The sequence below is a fragment of the Streptomyces sp. NPDC101237 genome (genome assembly GCF_044767465.1).
Taxonomy (GTDB): Bacteria; Actinomycetota; Actinomycetes; order Streptomycetales; family Streptomycetaceae; genus Streptomyces; species Streptomyces gramineus.
The window spans coordinates 418,405-431,097 of sequence record NZ_JBIWNY010000002.1 but is presented as its reverse complement, the minus strand read 5'-3'; the positions used below and the strand labels follow the sequence as shown (position 1 = coordinate 431,097).

The window sequence follows — 12,693 nt, the reverse complement described above, 5'->3', positions numbered from 1 at the left end:
ATTCGCCCAGGTGCAGGACTCGTACCCCCCTCTTACCGGGGTCTTGCGAAACAGATCTGATGATTAAATGCCCAGGTCCGGGTAAGCTCCCCGGACCATGCCTCCCGTGACCACCACCCTGGCGCCCCCGCCTGCGAAGATCCCGGCCGTCACGGCTCCGCCCGGACGGCCCCGCCCCCGACTCCAGGCCCTCGACGGACTGCGCCTCCTGGCCGCCCTGATGGTCTGCCTCTACCACTACACCGGCCGCGGCGGAGTCGTCTCCGCGTCCTGGCACCAGAACCCCGGCCAGATCTTCCCGACCCTCCACAAGGCGGCCGTCTACGGCTGTCTCGGCGTCGAGTTCTTCTTCGTGATCAGCGGCTTCGTGATCTGCATGAGCAGCTGGGGCCGGTCCCTCGGCGACTTCTTCCGCTCCCGCGTCGCCCGCCTCTACCCCGCCTACTGGGTCGCGCTGGTGCTGGTCACGGCGGCGTCCGTGCTGTTGCCGGCCGTCGTGCACCCGGTGCGCGCCGACGAGTTCCTGGTCAACCTCACCATGCTCCAGCAGCCGATGGGCGTGCCGCGCGTGCTGGGCGTCTGCTGGACGCTCTGGGTCGAGGTGCGGTTCTACGCGCTGTTCGCGCTGACCGTCGTCCTGCCGGGCGTCACCTACCGCCGGGTCGTGCTGTTCTGCTCGGTCTGGACCCTGGCGACCGTCCTGTCCACCGCCGCCGGCGGCCCCTGGACCGAGCTGGTCGTGATGCCGCAGTACGCCCCGTACTTCATCGGCGGACTGGCCCTCTACCTGGTCCACCGCTTCGGCAGCCGGCCGCTGGCCTGGTCCATCGTGGCCTGCTCCTGGATCCTCGGGATGCGGCTGACCACCGAGGGCCTGTGGCACCACGGCAGCCCCCGCAACCCGTACGTGGCGATGGCCGTGATCACCCTCGCGTTCGCCGCCGTGGCGGCCGTGGCGGCGGGCTGGACGCGCCGGGCGACCTGGTCCTGGCTGACCACGGCCGGTGCGCTCACTTACCCGTTCTACCTGGTCCACGAGCACCTGGGCTGGTTCGTGATCCGGGTGCTGCACCGGGGCTGGGGGGTGCCGCCGTGGGCCACGCTGGCGCTGACGATCCTCTCCATGCTGGGCCTGGCCTGGCTGATCAACCGGCAGGTCGAGAACCGGTTCGGACCGAGATTGAAAAGGTCCTTGAAAAACTCCTAGTCCCCCTTCAATTCATATTCCGTTAACCATGCGATGTTGGCCCGCCGTTCATTTCTCCGTGGGTTTCGCGGCGGGGCGGCGGGCAGGCACCTTGGGACCTCGCGGTGCACAGGTTTTCCGCAGGTTTCCCACAGACCTCCGTCCCGAGGGAGTGCCTTCCCCGCATGGCCACCACCACCCAGGAAACGACCCGACCGCCCCGCCGCCTCGACGACGTCCCGGGCTGGTTCCCGGTGCTCGACCAGATGCTCTTCGACTGGTTCCTCGACCGCCAGGAAGGCTCCGGCGTCGGCGGCGACCTGCTGGAGGTCGGGGTCTACATGGGCAAGAGCGCGATCTTCACGGGGCGGCACCGCCGGCCCGGCGAGACCTACACGGTCTGCGACCTGTTCGAGGGCGCCGCGCCGGACGCCGCCAACCGGGCCGAGTCGACGAAGTCCTACGCCCGGCTGACCCGGCGTCTCTTCGAGGAGAACTACCTCGCCTTCCACGACGAGCTGCCCCGCGTGCTCCAGGGCCCCAGCTCGCTCGTCCGCGGCGAAGTGGAACCCGGCAGCTGCCGGTTCGTGCACGTCGACGCCTCGCATCTGTACGAGCACGTGCACGACGACATAGGGACCGCCCAGGACCTGCTGCTGCCGGACGGGATCGTGGTCCTCGACGACTTCCGCTCGGAGCACACCCCCGGCGTCTCCATAGCCGCCTGGGAGGCCGTACTCAACCGCGGGCTGAGCCCCGTCTGCATCAGCACGCAGAAGCTGTACGGGACGTGGGGCGACCCGCGGCCGGTGCAGGAGGAGCTGATCGCGATGGCGCGGGGGCGCGACGACTGCCATCTGAGCGTGCAGGAGGCCGCGGGCCACCGGATCGTACGGCTGAAGTCGAAGGGCATGCGGGGGCCGGACTTCCCGGAGTCGCGGTACGCGAGCACGGCCGGCGAGCCGGAGGAACCCGCGGCGGCGGCACCGGCACCCGCGACTGCGGGGACGGCGGGGCGCGGCGGGCGGCGGCGCGGCCGGGTGCGGCGGGTGGCGGTGGATCTGCTGCCGCCGGTGCTGACGCGGGTCCTCCGGAGGGCCATGCGCTAGGCCGCGACGGGTCGCGTCGGGTCGCGGCGAGTCGCATCGGGCCGCGGCGGGTCGCATCGGGTCGCGGCGGCTCGCGTCGGGTCGCGGCGAGTCGCATCGGGCCGGGCTGTCGGGTCGCCGCGGGCCCGTCGTGGCCGGTCGCGCAGTTCCCCGCACCCGTGGTCGTGGCCGGTCGCGCCGTTCCCCGCGCCCCCGAGGGGCGCTCGGGTCTAGCGGTAGCGGGTCTCCACTCCCGCGATGATGATCTCCAGGCCCGTCTCGAACCGACTGTCGTAGTCGGTGAAGAGGTCCCGGCCCGCCGCCGCCGACAGCGGGAAGTCGGCCAGCAGGCGGGCCCGTTCCTCCATGTCGTAGCCCTCCCTGCGTTCGCCGGGCAGCGGCTCGACGCCCTGCTCCTCCGTGACGAAGCCGATGGTGTACGAGGTCACCGCCGTGCCGATCACGGCCGCCTCGGCGAGGGTGAAGCCGGCCTCCGTCATGACGCGCAGGTAGGCCTCCTGCTGGGGGGCGTGGTCGGTGCCCGTGAAGCGTGAACCGCTGTAGACCTTGGCGCCGTCGCGGTAGCCGAGCAGCGCCGCGCGCAGCCCGCCGCTCATCGTGCGCAGCAGGTCCTGCCAGGTGCCGGAGGGGTCCACCCCGGCGTCCGCGACCATCCGGCGGTACATCTCCGTCGCCATCTCGTCGAGCAGCGCCTGCTTGTCCTTGAAGTGCCAGTAGAGGGCGGGCGCCTTGACGTCCAGCTCCTTGGCGATGGCCCGCAGGGTCAGACCGTCCAGGCCGGTCTCGTTCAGCAGGCGCAGGGCCGTGTCGGCGACCCGGCGGCGGTCGAGGGGCGCGCGTCTCTCCGTACTCACGCTTGACAGCTTAACAGCGTTAAGGGCAGCCTTGCGGCCAGCGGGACTTAACAGCGTTAAGGAGATATGGGATGGACGTTCTGATCGTGGGCGCGGGCCCCACCGGACTGACCCTCGGGATCGACCTCGCCCGGCGCGGTGTGGACGCCCTGGTCGTGGAGGCGGCCGAGCGGCTGTTCCCCGGCTCGCGCGGCAAGGGGATCCAGCCCCGCACCCAGGAGGTCTTCGACGACCTCGGGGTGCGCGAGGCGCTCCGCGCGGCGGGCGGCCCCTACCCGCCGCAGCTGTTCTGGAAGGACGGCGAACGGGTGAGGACCCAGCCGATGTTCGACGCGGTGCCCGCCGACGAGGGTTCTCCCTGCACCGACCCGCTGATGGTCGCGCAGTGGCGGACCCAGGAGGTGCTGTACGCACGGCTCCTCGACCTGGGCGGCCGGGTCGCGTTCGGGCAGGCGCTCACCGGCCTGGAGCAGGACGCGGACGGGGTCACCGCCCGCTTCGCCGACGGCTCCACCGCCCGGGCGCGCTACGTGGTGGCGGCGGACGGCGGCCGGTCGGCCGTACGGCGTGCGGTGGGCGTCGGGATGACCGGCGAGTCGGTCGACCCGAGCCCCTTCCTCGTGGCCGACCTGCGGGTGCGCGGCCTCGACCGCGACCACTGGCACGTCTTCGCCGGTGACGACGGCAACGGCGTGGCCCTGTGCCCGCTGGCCGGCACGGACGACTTCCAGCTGGGCGCCAAGCTGCCCGAGGGCACCGAGCCCGACCTGTCCCTGGAGGGCCTGCGGCGCCTGGTGTCGGCGTACAGCCACCTCGACGCCGCCGACGTCACCGAGGTGCGCTGGGCCTCCGACTTCCGTCCCCGCGCCGCCCTGGCCGACCGGTTCCGGGTGGGCCGGGTCTTCCTGGCCGGAGACGCCGCCCACGTCCACTCACCGGCCGGCGGCCAGGGCCTGAACACCAGCGTCCAGGACGCCTACAACCTGGGCTGGAAGCTGGCCACGGTGCTGGCGGGCGACGCCGCGGACGCGCTGCTCGACACCTACGAGGAAGAGCGCCGCGCGAACGCCGCCGCCATGCTGGACCTCTCGACGGGCGTGCACCGCGGCGAGGTCCGGCGCGGCGAGGCGACGGTCCAGCTGGGGATCGGCTACCGCGAGTCCTCGCTGACGGCGGAGACCCGGCCGGATCCCGGCCCGGTGCGGGCGGGCGACCGCGCGCCGGACGGCCGCAACGCGGACGGGACGCGGATGTTCGACGCCTTCCGCGGACCGCACTGGACCCTGCTGTCCCCGGAGCCGGTGGACGGCTTCCGCAGCCTGCCGGCCCCGCGGGCGTACGGCCCGGGCCTGTTCCTGGTCCGTCCGGACGGCTACGTGGGCTGGGCGGGCGAAAGCGCCGAGGGCCTGCGGGAGTACGCGGCACGGGCCGGCGCGCCGGGCGGCGCGTAGACCGCCGGGAACCGGGCCCGGCGGGCGGCACCGGGCCGCCGTCCCGGGCCAGCGACCCGGGCGGTCAGGCGCTCGCCAGCGTCAGCTTCACCGCGAAGCCCAGGAACAGCGCCCCCGCGGCCGAGGTCGCCGTCGCCGCCAGCCGCTTGCGGCGGCGGAAGGTCGCGGCCAGCCGGGTGCCGCTGAATATGAGGGCGGTCAGGTAGAGGAAGCTGGCCAGCTGGGCGAAGGCGCCGAGGACGACGAAGGACAGCGCCGGATAGGCGTACCCGGGGTCGACGAACTGGACGAAGAAGGCGACGAAGAACAGGATCGCCTTCGGGTTGAAGAGGCTGATCACCAGGGCGCGCCGGTAGGGCCTCTCCTGCGCGGCGGTGTCCGGTGCCGGCCCGCTCTCCTCGGCGGCGCGCTCCCGCCGGGTCCGCCACATCGAGCGGGCGGCGCGCAGCATCCCGACGGCGAGCCAGGTCAGATAGCCGGCGCCCGCGTACTTGACGATCGCGAACAGTACGGCGTTGGCCTGGAGCAGCGAGGCCACGCCGGCCGCGGACAGCGTCATCAGCACCGTGTCGCCGCACCACACGCCCGCGGCGGCGGTGTACCCGGCCCGTACGCCCTGCCGGGCGGCGACCGAGAGCACGTACAGCGAGTTGGGGCCGGGCAGCAGCACGATCAGGACGAGGCCCGCCAGGTAGGTGGGAAGGTCGATGACACCGAACATGCGAAGAAGTCTCGCACGGGGGTACGACAGCGGCGGGGGCCGCGGTCAGCAGACGTCGGCCGGGACGTACACGCCCCAGACCTCGCGCGGCGCGTCGCACACCTCCCCCACCGTCGCACGGGCCCGCAGGGCGGTCCGCATCGGCGGTAGGCGTTGCGTTCGGTCTCGCCCCTCCGGAATCCCGGCGCCCCTGGTGAAGGGGTACGCGCCCGGCTCGCCGAGCTGTTCGGCGGGGTTCCGGTCCGCGGGGGCCGACGGGCCGTGGACCGGCTCGACGGGCAGTCCGGACTCCGACTCCCGGCCCATGGTGGCTGACCTCCGCGGGTGCGCCGGAGCGCTGGGCCTCCCCCTTCCCGCCATGCTCCGTTGTTCGACGGCGGTCACGCGGGGAAGCATCCTCGGCATGAAGGTCTCGGGGTACTCAGGGATCGCGGGGCGCCCCGCGGGCGCGCTCGCCTCGGCCGCCGTGCTCGCGGCACTCACCGCGCTCTGCGCCTGCACCGTGCAGCCGCCGGACGCCGCGGACGGCAAAGGGAACTCGCCCGTCCACATCCGGCTTCCGTCCGGCCCGACACCCGGCGCGACGGCGCACCGCCCGTCGGCCGCGGCCGCCGCCCCGGCCACCGCGGCCCCGTCCGCCGTCGTGACCACCCCGCCGCACATCGTCTTCACCCGCGGCGACACCGGTACCGGCGTGCGCGAGCTGCAGGCCAGGCTGCGCCAGGTCGCCTGGCTCTTCGACGGGCCGACCGGGACGTACGACGACCTCACCGCCGAGGCCGTCGAGGGGTTCCAGGGCAAGCGCGGACTGCCGCGGACGGGTGAGACCGACGCCGCGACCTGGCAGCGGCTGCGCGGGATGACGCACACGCCGGGGAAGTGGGAGCTGTACCTGATGGGCGGTCAGCCGGCCGCCGCGCCCGATCCGCGGTGCCTGACCGGGCGGGTGCTGTGCATCGACAAGACCAGCCGGACGCTGCGCTGGATGATCGACGGCCGCACGGTGTCCACGATGTCGGTGCGCTTCGGCGCCCAGTACACCCCGACCCGCGAGGGCGTGTTCCACGTCTACTGGAAGTCGCGCCACCACGTGTCGACGCTCTACCACTCGCCGATGCCGTACGCGATGTTCTTCAGCGGCGGCCAGGCGGTGCACTACTCGTACGACTTCGCGGCCCGGGGCTACGCGGGCGGGTCGCACGGCTGCGTCAACGTCCGCGACGAGGCGGCGGTCTCGGCTCTCTTCGCGCAGGTCCGTAACGGCGACAAGGTCGTCGTCTCCTGGTGAGCACCGGGACGGGGTTGGGGGCGCGGGCGGAACCGGGGGAACGTGTCCCGCCCGCGCCGAGTGCACGAGCCACGGGTACGGGGGGAACCCCGGCTCTGTGCAACGGCCGATGACCAGTCGGCTCACCCAGTACTGCGTCGCCACGGCCGAAAACGTCACACCCGGCCGGGAAAAAGTTCAGCGGGTTTCAAAACTGCTGGTCACAGCGGTCCGTAAAGGTCAGAGCGCGCTGTAGTCCGGGCTGGGCGCGAGGGCGGGGCGGTCCGCCCTCGGCGGTGCGAGGGCCCCCGGGGCGGACGAGGACGCACCGTCCCGGTGGTGGTGGCCGCCGCCCCAGCCGCCGTGCCGGCCGGGACGGCCGTCGTCGTCACCGCCCTGACCGTTGCCGTTGCCGCCCGAACCCTTGTCAGGGCCGCCCCGTCCGTCGTCGTTGCCGTCGCCCTCGTCCCCGCCGGGGACGCCGTCGCGTCCGCCCGTGCCGACACCGAGCAGGACCTTGCAGAACCTGTGGACGCGGGCGGAGCCGCCCGCCATCCCCTCCAGGGCCCGCCTGCGGTCGGCGCCGAGCGACTTGCCGTCCTGCACGTCACGGCAGTAGGCCCGGGCACGGTTGCGCCTGGTCCCGGGGGCGCCGTCGGACCCGTTGGCCCGCTCCCGCGTCACGCCGGACGGGTCGGGCGAGGGCCGGACGGGGCCGCGGGGGGAGGCACCGGCGGAGGCACCGGCGGAGGGCGCCCCGCTCTCGCCGCCGAGCAGCGACTCGGTCGAGGGCGAGTCCTGCGGACGCGCGGGCGTGCCCGCGGCCGAGACGGAGGCTCCCGGCGCCGGGTGACCGCCGTCGAACGGCGACGGCAGCATCCCGGTACCGGCGGCCACGGCGACGCCGCCGACCATGCCGACGGTCAGCACGGCGGCCAGGGCGAAGCGCGCGGGACGGGCCCAGGCGGGGACCCGGAGCGGTCGCGGCCCCGCTCCGATGCGGATGAGACCCGCGTCCGAGCCCCTGACCGGGCCGTCCGGCTGCCGCGCCACGGAGGTCCACTGGTCCCCGGCGGATTCGCGCGCTTTGCGGAACGCAGCCAGCGCGCCCTCCTCGCCGACGAGTTCGGCGGTGGCGGGCGCGGCCCGGGCGGCGAGCGCCTCCAGCGTCCCGGCAAGGCGTTCTGCCTGGTCACGGGCGGATTCGTCGACGGCTTCCAGCGACTCACCGCGCAGCAGACGTTCCGCCGTCGCCCGGTCCAGCCACTTGTCCTGCTCGTCGGCCATCACATGTCCTTCTGCGTCCGCGAACGCGTATGCGTCACAGTGGCGGACGTCACCGCACGATCCTTCGGTTCTCTCTGGGGCGGAAGGGCCTCCAGGACGACGCCCGCCTGCTCCGCGTCGGCACCGAGCAGTTCGGCGAGTCTCTTCAGGCCGCGGTGGGCCGCCGTACGGACGGCACCGGCGCGTTTGCCGAGGGTGTCGGCGGCGGTCTTGGCGTCCAGGCCCATGACGACCCTGAGGACGACGGCCTCGGCCTGGTCCTGGGGCAGCCGGGCGATGAGGGAGAGGGCGGAGTCGGTGGTCAGCGCCTCGATGGCCTCGCCCGCGGTGTCGGACTCCGCGGCCCGGCCGGTCAGTTCGGTCTCGTCGCCGCCGATCGCGGGCCGGCGGCCGCGCATCCGTATGTGGTCGAGGGCGCGGTTGCGGGCTATCCGGGCGGCCCAGCCGCGGAACCGGTCCGCGTCGCCCTCGAAGCGGTCGAGGTCGCGGGCTATCTGCAGCCAGGCCTCGGAGGCGACGTCCTCGGCGTCCGGATCGCCGACCAGTGTGCGGACGTATCCGAGCAGGCGGGGCTGTACCGCGCGATAGACGATGCGGAACGCGGTTTCGTCCCCGTCCTGTGCCGCACGCACCGCGGCGGTCAACTCCGCGTCGTCCCCCAGCACCCGTCGTTCCCCAGTAAGTGGTCGGTCGCGGCTGTGACGCAGCCGCCGATCCTTGCAGTGATCATGTACTCGCGCTCGACGCGAAAGGCACGTTACGACGTGAAACCGCTCGCCGTCCACGCCAGTACAAAGTGCAACTAACTCGTGACGCCCCGAGGTGTGACAGAAAACGCACTCATGGCGCTGAACGGAGTACGGGCCGCCGCGCGGTCCGTACCGCGCGACGGCCGGGGCCTCTCCTGTGGGGGGTGGCGGCCTCGGCCGTTGCCTCGGTGCCGGCTCGCCGCACCTCACCGCAGCCGGTTCGGCCTCCTGGCCCCGGTCGCCGGACGTCCGCCCGGGGTGTCCCGCCCCGGCCGGTGGTACGCCGCACGCGGGTACCTGGGGTTTCATCGTGTCCGGACCAATCCGCCGCGCCGCGGGGACCGGATTACGTCCGGAGATGTCCCAACCGCGGAGGACCTTGTGCGAGAAGCCGTGCATATCGGCAGAAATCCGGCGTCGGAGCCGGATCTGCAGGAGCTGGTGGGCCGCGTGGCCCTGGGCGACGAGGACGCCTTCGGCTCCGTCTACGACGCCGTGGCCGGCCCGGTCCTCGGTGTCGTGCGTGCCGTCCTGCGCGACCAGGCGCAGTCCGAGGAGGTCGCACAGGAGGTGCTGGTGGAGGTGTGGCGGACGGCTCCGCGGTACCGGCCCGACCGCGGCACGGCCGTCAACTGGATCCTCACCCTCGCGCACCGCCGCGCGGTCGACCGGGTCCGCTCGGTGGAGGCCGCGGCCGCCCGGGACCACAAGGCGGCGCTGCTGGACCGGACTCCCGAGTTCGACGAGGTGACCGAGCAGGTCGAGGCCAGGCTGGAACGGGAGCAGGTGCGGCGCTGCCTGCGCACGCTGACCGAGATCCAGCGGCAGGCGGTCACGCTCGCCTATTACCGGGGGCTGACCTACCGCCAGGTGGCGGAGGCCCTCGCGCTGCCGCTGGGCACGGTCAAGACCCGGCTGCGGGACGGACTCATCCGGATGCGCGACTGCCTGGGGGTGACAGCATGAGAGCCTCCGCCGATCTGCACCGGATGACGGGCGCCTACGCATTGCACGCTCTGTCCGACGACGAACTCCGCGCCTTCGAGAGCCATCTGACGGGCTGCGAACCGTGCGTCCAGGAGACCAAGGAGCTGTCCGCCACCGCCGCCCGGCTGGGGCTGGCCGCCACCGTGACGCCTCCGGCGGTCATGCGCGAGCAGGTGCTGCGCCGGGTCTCCTCGGTCCGGCAGGAGACGCCGGGCGGAGCGACGGCGGCCCGTACCGCGCGGGCCGTGGGCGTGCGGGCCCGCCTGCTCTCCCGGTGGGCCCTGGCCGCGTGCGTGGCGGTGGCCGCCGCCCTGGGCGGTACGACGGTGTGGCAGCACCAGCGGGCCGAGGACGCCCTCGCCCAGGCGCGCCGGGCCCAGCAGGGCGCGGACGGGATCGCCGCCGTGCTGGCCGCGCCGGACGCCAGGACGCGGACCGCCGCGCTCGGCGACGGGGCCACCGGCACGGTCGTCGTCTCGCACGACCGGGACCGGGCGGTGTTCGTCGTCTCCGGGATGGCCCGGCCGGCCGCCGGCAAGGTCTACCAGCTGTGGTTCGACGACGCGGGCACCATGCGGTCGGCGGGCCTGATGGATCCCGGCCGCAGCGACCAGAGCGTCCTGCTGGCGGGCGGTGTCGACGGCGCCTCGGGCATGGGCGTGACCGTGGAACCGGCGGGCGGCTCCACGAGCCCGACCTCCGCGCCGCTCGCGCTGCTGGGCTTCCCGGCCTGAGGACCGGTGTCGCGGGCCCGGCCGGGTCGCTCAGACCTGGCCGGTCACCGTCACCGTCACCGTCGGCTCCGGCCCGCCCGCGAGACGCGGCGCCAGGTGTTCCCGCACGGCGGCGCGGACGGCACGGGCCACGTCCACCGCGCGGGCCCGGCGCACCGTGACCACCTGGATGTCGACGTGCCAGGCGCCGGTGCCCTCAGGTCCCGGTGCCATGCGCACCCCGGACGCGGGCGCCCGTCCGGCACCGGGGCCGGGCGTCGACAGCGCGGAGCGCAGGCGGTCGGCCAGCCCCGGCCGCAGGAAGGCGACGCCCGGCACGTTCTCCACCACGCCGGCCACGTCCTCGACGAGTGCGGCGGTCGCCGTGCGCGCGGTCATGACGTACTCCCTTCCCGGCCGTCGGCCGGGGATGCGACGAGGTCCGTGATCCGGATGTCCACGGACGCTATGTCCATGCCCAGCCGGTCGTCCGCGGCCTCCAGGACGCGCCGGCGTACCCGTTCCGCGATCTCGGGCAGAGCGGCGCTCACGGGGGCGTGGATGTCGAGCCGTACCGAGAGGGCACCGCCGTCCGAGGTGGCGGCGGCCGTGACGCGGCAGGAGCCCGCGCGCACCCCGTCGACCGTCTCGGCCGCCGAGCGCAGGGCGCGCGCCGCGACCGTCTCCATGATCCACAGGTCCTCGGCGGGCTCTCCGAGCGGCAGCGGGCGGCCGGGGCGCAGTTCGAGGCGGACGAGTTCCATGACCCGCCCGGTGAGCGGCTCGGGGTCGTACGCCGAGGCGTCCGGCGTCTCCTCGCGCAGGCCGCGCACGGCGCTCTCCAGCAGGTCGAGTTCCCCGGTGGCGCGCCTGCAGTGCGGGCAGGAGGCCAGGTGGGGGTCATCCGCCTGCCGTTCCCAGTCGGCCCAGACCCCGGACAGCAGCCGTCCGCAGGGCAGCCGTTCCTCGTCGTCGGCCCCGGCGCGGGGGTCCTCGGGCGGATCGGTGTGGGTGGTCATCGCCAGGCTCCCAGGGCTTGTGTCAGACAGCGGCGTGCGCGGAAGACGCGGGCGCGGACGGCCTCCTGGCTGATGCCGACCGCCTCCGCGATGAACTCGTAGGACCGGCCGTCCAGTTCCCGCAGCACCCAGCAGGCGCGCTGTTCGGCGGAGAGCAGGCCGAGGGCCTCCCGCAGCTCACGGACCGCGTCGCGGCCCTCGGTGATCCGGGCAGGCGAGGTGGCGTGCTCGGCCGCCGCCACCTCGCCGGCCGCCTCCAGCGGTGCCACCGGTCTGCGGGCCCTCAGCACGTTCAGGCACCGGTTGGTGACGATGCGGTACATCCAGGTGCCGAAGGAGGCCTGGCCGTGGAACTCCGGCAGCCGGCGCCAGGCGCTGAGAAAGGCGTCCTGCACCGCGTCCTCCGCCTCCGCGGGTGAGCCCAGCAGCCGGGTCGCCAGCCGGATCAGCACGGGCGCGTGGCGTTGCACGAGCGCCGCGAAGGCGTCCTCGTCGCCCTCGGCGGCCCGGACAGCGAGCAGCGGGTCGTCGGTGCCGGCCCCGGCGTCCGGCGGTGCGGTCGGTCTGCTGGCCCCCGCCACTGGGCTGCTCCTCTCGTCCGGTCTCTGCACGTTGGACACCCGCGAGCGGTGCCCGTTACGCACGACTTCGGCCGCGGGGCCGCGGACGGACGCACGACGTGCTCCGGGGGCCGGCGCCCGGATCCGGCCGCCGGAAAAAAGGCGCGTCACAGCGGCGACCGGAGCGGGTCTGACCCTGCAGAGGCACATCGGGAACGAGCCCAGCAGGAAGGACACGACCATGGCCACGCAGACCGTGATCACCGCCAAGGACGCCCCCGCCCCCCGGACCGGCGACGGGACGGCGGGCACCACGGAGCTCCCGGGCGGCGCCCGCGGCGCCGACCAGCCCGCCGCCGACCGCGGCAAAACCTCGATCGCCGACCTGGTCGTCGTGAAGGTGGCCGGCATCGCCGCCCGCGAGATTCCCGGCGTGTACGACATGGGCGGCGGGCTCTCCCGCACCATCGGCGCCGTCCGCGACCGGGTGCCCGGCGGCCGCCCCAACGTCGGCCGCGGCGTCAAGGTCGAGGTGGGCGAGCGGCAGACCGCCGTCGACCTCGACCTGGTCGTCGAGTACGGCGTCTCCATCACCGACGTGTCCCGTGACGTGCGCGAGAACGTGATCTCGGCCGTGGAGCGCGTCACCGGACTGGAGGTCGTCGAGGTGAACATCACCGTCAACGACGTCCGCCTGCCCGACGACGAGGAGCCGTCCGCCGGTGCCGAGGCCCGGGTGGCGTAACGGCTCCGACGGCAGCGGACAGCAGCGGATCCAGTGGGAGGTGGA

The 12,693-nt window shown here is 73.9% G+C and carries 15 protein-coding genes; 7 read left to right on the top strand and 8 right to left on the bottom strand.

The window, feature by feature from the left end:
- Positions 1 to 97 precede the first annotated feature (97 nt).
- Together ACIRQ9_RS05045 and ACIRQ9_RS05040 are read left to right on the top strand one after the other, a co-directional pair.
- Positions 98 to 1,207 carry an acyltransferase family protein gene (locus tag ACIRQ9_RS05045; RefSeq protein WP_404167229.1) on the top strand — a complete coding sequence of 370 codons (1,110 nt, stop codon included), beginning with the start codon at positions 98 to 100 and terminating at the stop codon, positions 1,205 to 1,207.
- 164 nt (positions 1,208 to 1,371) lie between these two features.
- Positions 1,372 to 2,295 carry a class I SAM-dependent methyltransferase gene (locus ACIRQ9_RS05040; protein WP_404167227.1) on the top strand — a complete coding sequence of 308 codons (924 nt, stop codon included), beginning with the start codon at positions 1,372 to 1,374 and terminating at the stop codon, positions 2,293 to 2,295.
- 209 nt (positions 2,296 to 2,504) lie between these two features.
- Here ACIRQ9_RS05040 and ACIRQ9_RS05035 read toward each other — a convergent pair whose 3' ends face one another.
- Positions 2,505 to 3,149, bottom strand: a complete 645-nt coding sequence (locus ACIRQ9_RS05035) for a TetR/AcrR family transcriptional regulator C-terminal domain-containing protein (RefSeq protein WP_404167225.1) — start codon at positions 3,147 to 3,149, stop codon at positions 2,505 to 2,507.
- A 71-nt stretch (positions 3,150 to 3,220) separates the two neighbouring features.
- Here ACIRQ9_RS05035 and ACIRQ9_RS05030 point away from each other — a divergent pair, with 71 nt between their 5' ends.
- Positions 3,221 to 4,600 (top strand): FAD-dependent monooxygenase, encoded by a 1,380-nt coding sequence (locus ACIRQ9_RS05030; RefSeq protein WP_404167223.1) that lies wholly within the window; start codon positions 3,221 to 3,223, stop codon positions 4,598 to 4,600.
- A 64-nt stretch (positions 4,601 to 4,664) separates the two neighbouring features.
- On the opposite strand, the gene leuE is transcribed toward ACIRQ9_RS05030, so the two are convergent.
- Positions 4,665 to 5,321, bottom strand: coding sequence for a leucine efflux protein LeuE (leuE, locus tag ACIRQ9_RS05025; RefSeq protein ID WP_404167221.1), 657 nt, complete (start codon positions 5,319 to 5,321; stop codon positions 4,665 to 4,667).
- Between the two features lie 45 nt (positions 5,322 to 5,366).
- Positions 5,367 to 5,627: a hypothetical protein gene (locus tag ACIRQ9_RS05020; RefSeq protein WP_404167554.1), complete on the bottom strand. Its 261-nt coding sequence runs from the start codon at positions 5,625 to 5,627 to the stop codon at positions 5,367 to 5,369.
- A gap of 97 nt (positions 5,628 to 5,724) precedes the next feature.
- On the opposite strand from ACIRQ9_RS05020, the gene ACIRQ9_RS05015 reads away from it, so the two are divergent.
- Positions 5,725 to 6,609 carry a L,D-transpeptidase family protein gene (locus ACIRQ9_RS05015; RefSeq protein ID WP_404167219.1) on the top strand — a complete coding sequence of 295 codons (885 nt, stop codon included), beginning with the start codon at positions 5,725 to 5,727 and terminating at the stop codon, positions 6,607 to 6,609.
- Between the two features lie 219 nt (positions 6,610 to 6,828).
- On the opposite strand, the gene ACIRQ9_RS05010 is transcribed toward ACIRQ9_RS05015, so the two are convergent.
- Entirely contained in the window at positions 6,829 to 7,875 is a 1,047-nt protein-coding gene (locus ACIRQ9_RS05010; RefSeq protein WP_404167217.1) for a hypothetical protein, read from the bottom strand.
- The gene (locus ACIRQ9_RS05005; RefSeq protein ID WP_404167215.1) at positions 7,875 to 8,540 is read right to left on the bottom strand and encodes an RNA polymerase sigma factor; all 666 of its coding nucleotides are present in this window, start codon (positions 8,538 to 8,540) and stop codon (positions 7,875 to 7,877) included. Before ACIRQ9_RS05005 ends, ACIRQ9_RS05010 begins: the two co-directional genes overlap by 1 nt.
- Before the next feature lie 465 nt (positions 8,541 to 9,005).
- On the opposite strand from ACIRQ9_RS05005, the gene ACIRQ9_RS05000 reads away from it, so the two are divergent.
- The gene (locus tag ACIRQ9_RS05000) at positions 9,006 to 9,590 is read left to right on the top strand and encodes a sigma-70 family RNA polymerase sigma factor (RefSeq protein ID WP_404167213.1); all 585 of its coding nucleotides are present in this window, start codon (positions 9,006 to 9,008) and stop codon (positions 9,588 to 9,590) included.
- Entirely contained in the window at positions 9,587 to 10,345 is a 759-nt protein-coding gene (locus ACIRQ9_RS04995) for an anti-sigma factor domain-containing protein (RefSeq protein WP_404167211.1), read from the top strand. The genes ACIRQ9_RS05000 and ACIRQ9_RS04995 overlap by 4 nt, the downstream gene beginning before the upstream one ends.
- 30 nt (positions 10,346 to 10,375) lie before the next feature.
- On the opposite strand, the gene ACIRQ9_RS04990 is transcribed toward ACIRQ9_RS04995, so the two are convergent.
- From ACIRQ9_RS04990 to ACIRQ9_RS04980, 3 genes are read right to left on the bottom strand one after another with little or no spacing between them, the layout of a single operon-like run.
- Entirely contained in the window at positions 10,376 to 10,723 is a 348-nt protein-coding gene (locus tag ACIRQ9_RS04990; RefSeq protein WP_404167209.1) for a hypothetical protein, read from the bottom strand.
- Positions 10,720 to 11,343 carry an Asp23/Gls24 family envelope stress response protein gene (locus tag ACIRQ9_RS04985; RefSeq protein ID WP_404167207.1) on the bottom strand — a complete coding sequence of 208 codons (624 nt, stop codon included), beginning with the start codon at positions 11,341 to 11,343 and terminating at the stop codon, positions 10,720 to 10,722. The genes ACIRQ9_RS04990 and ACIRQ9_RS04985 overlap by 4 nt, the downstream gene beginning before the upstream one ends.
- Positions 11,340 to 11,924: an RNA polymerase sigma factor gene (locus ACIRQ9_RS04980; protein ID WP_404167205.1), complete on the bottom strand. Its 585-nt coding sequence runs from the start codon at positions 11,922 to 11,924 to the stop codon at positions 11,340 to 11,342. The genes ACIRQ9_RS04985 and ACIRQ9_RS04980 overlap by 4 nt, the downstream gene beginning before the upstream one ends.
- A 220-nt stretch (positions 11,925 to 12,144) precedes the next feature.
- Between ACIRQ9_RS04980 and ACIRQ9_RS04975 the strand changes: the two genes are divergently transcribed.
- On the top strand, positions 12,145 to 12,648 hold the full coding sequence (locus ACIRQ9_RS04975) for an Asp23/Gls24 family envelope stress response protein (protein WP_404167203.1): 504 nt from the start codon (positions 12,145 to 12,147) through the stop codon (positions 12,646 to 12,648).
- Positions 12,649 to 12,693 lie beyond the last annotated feature (45 nt).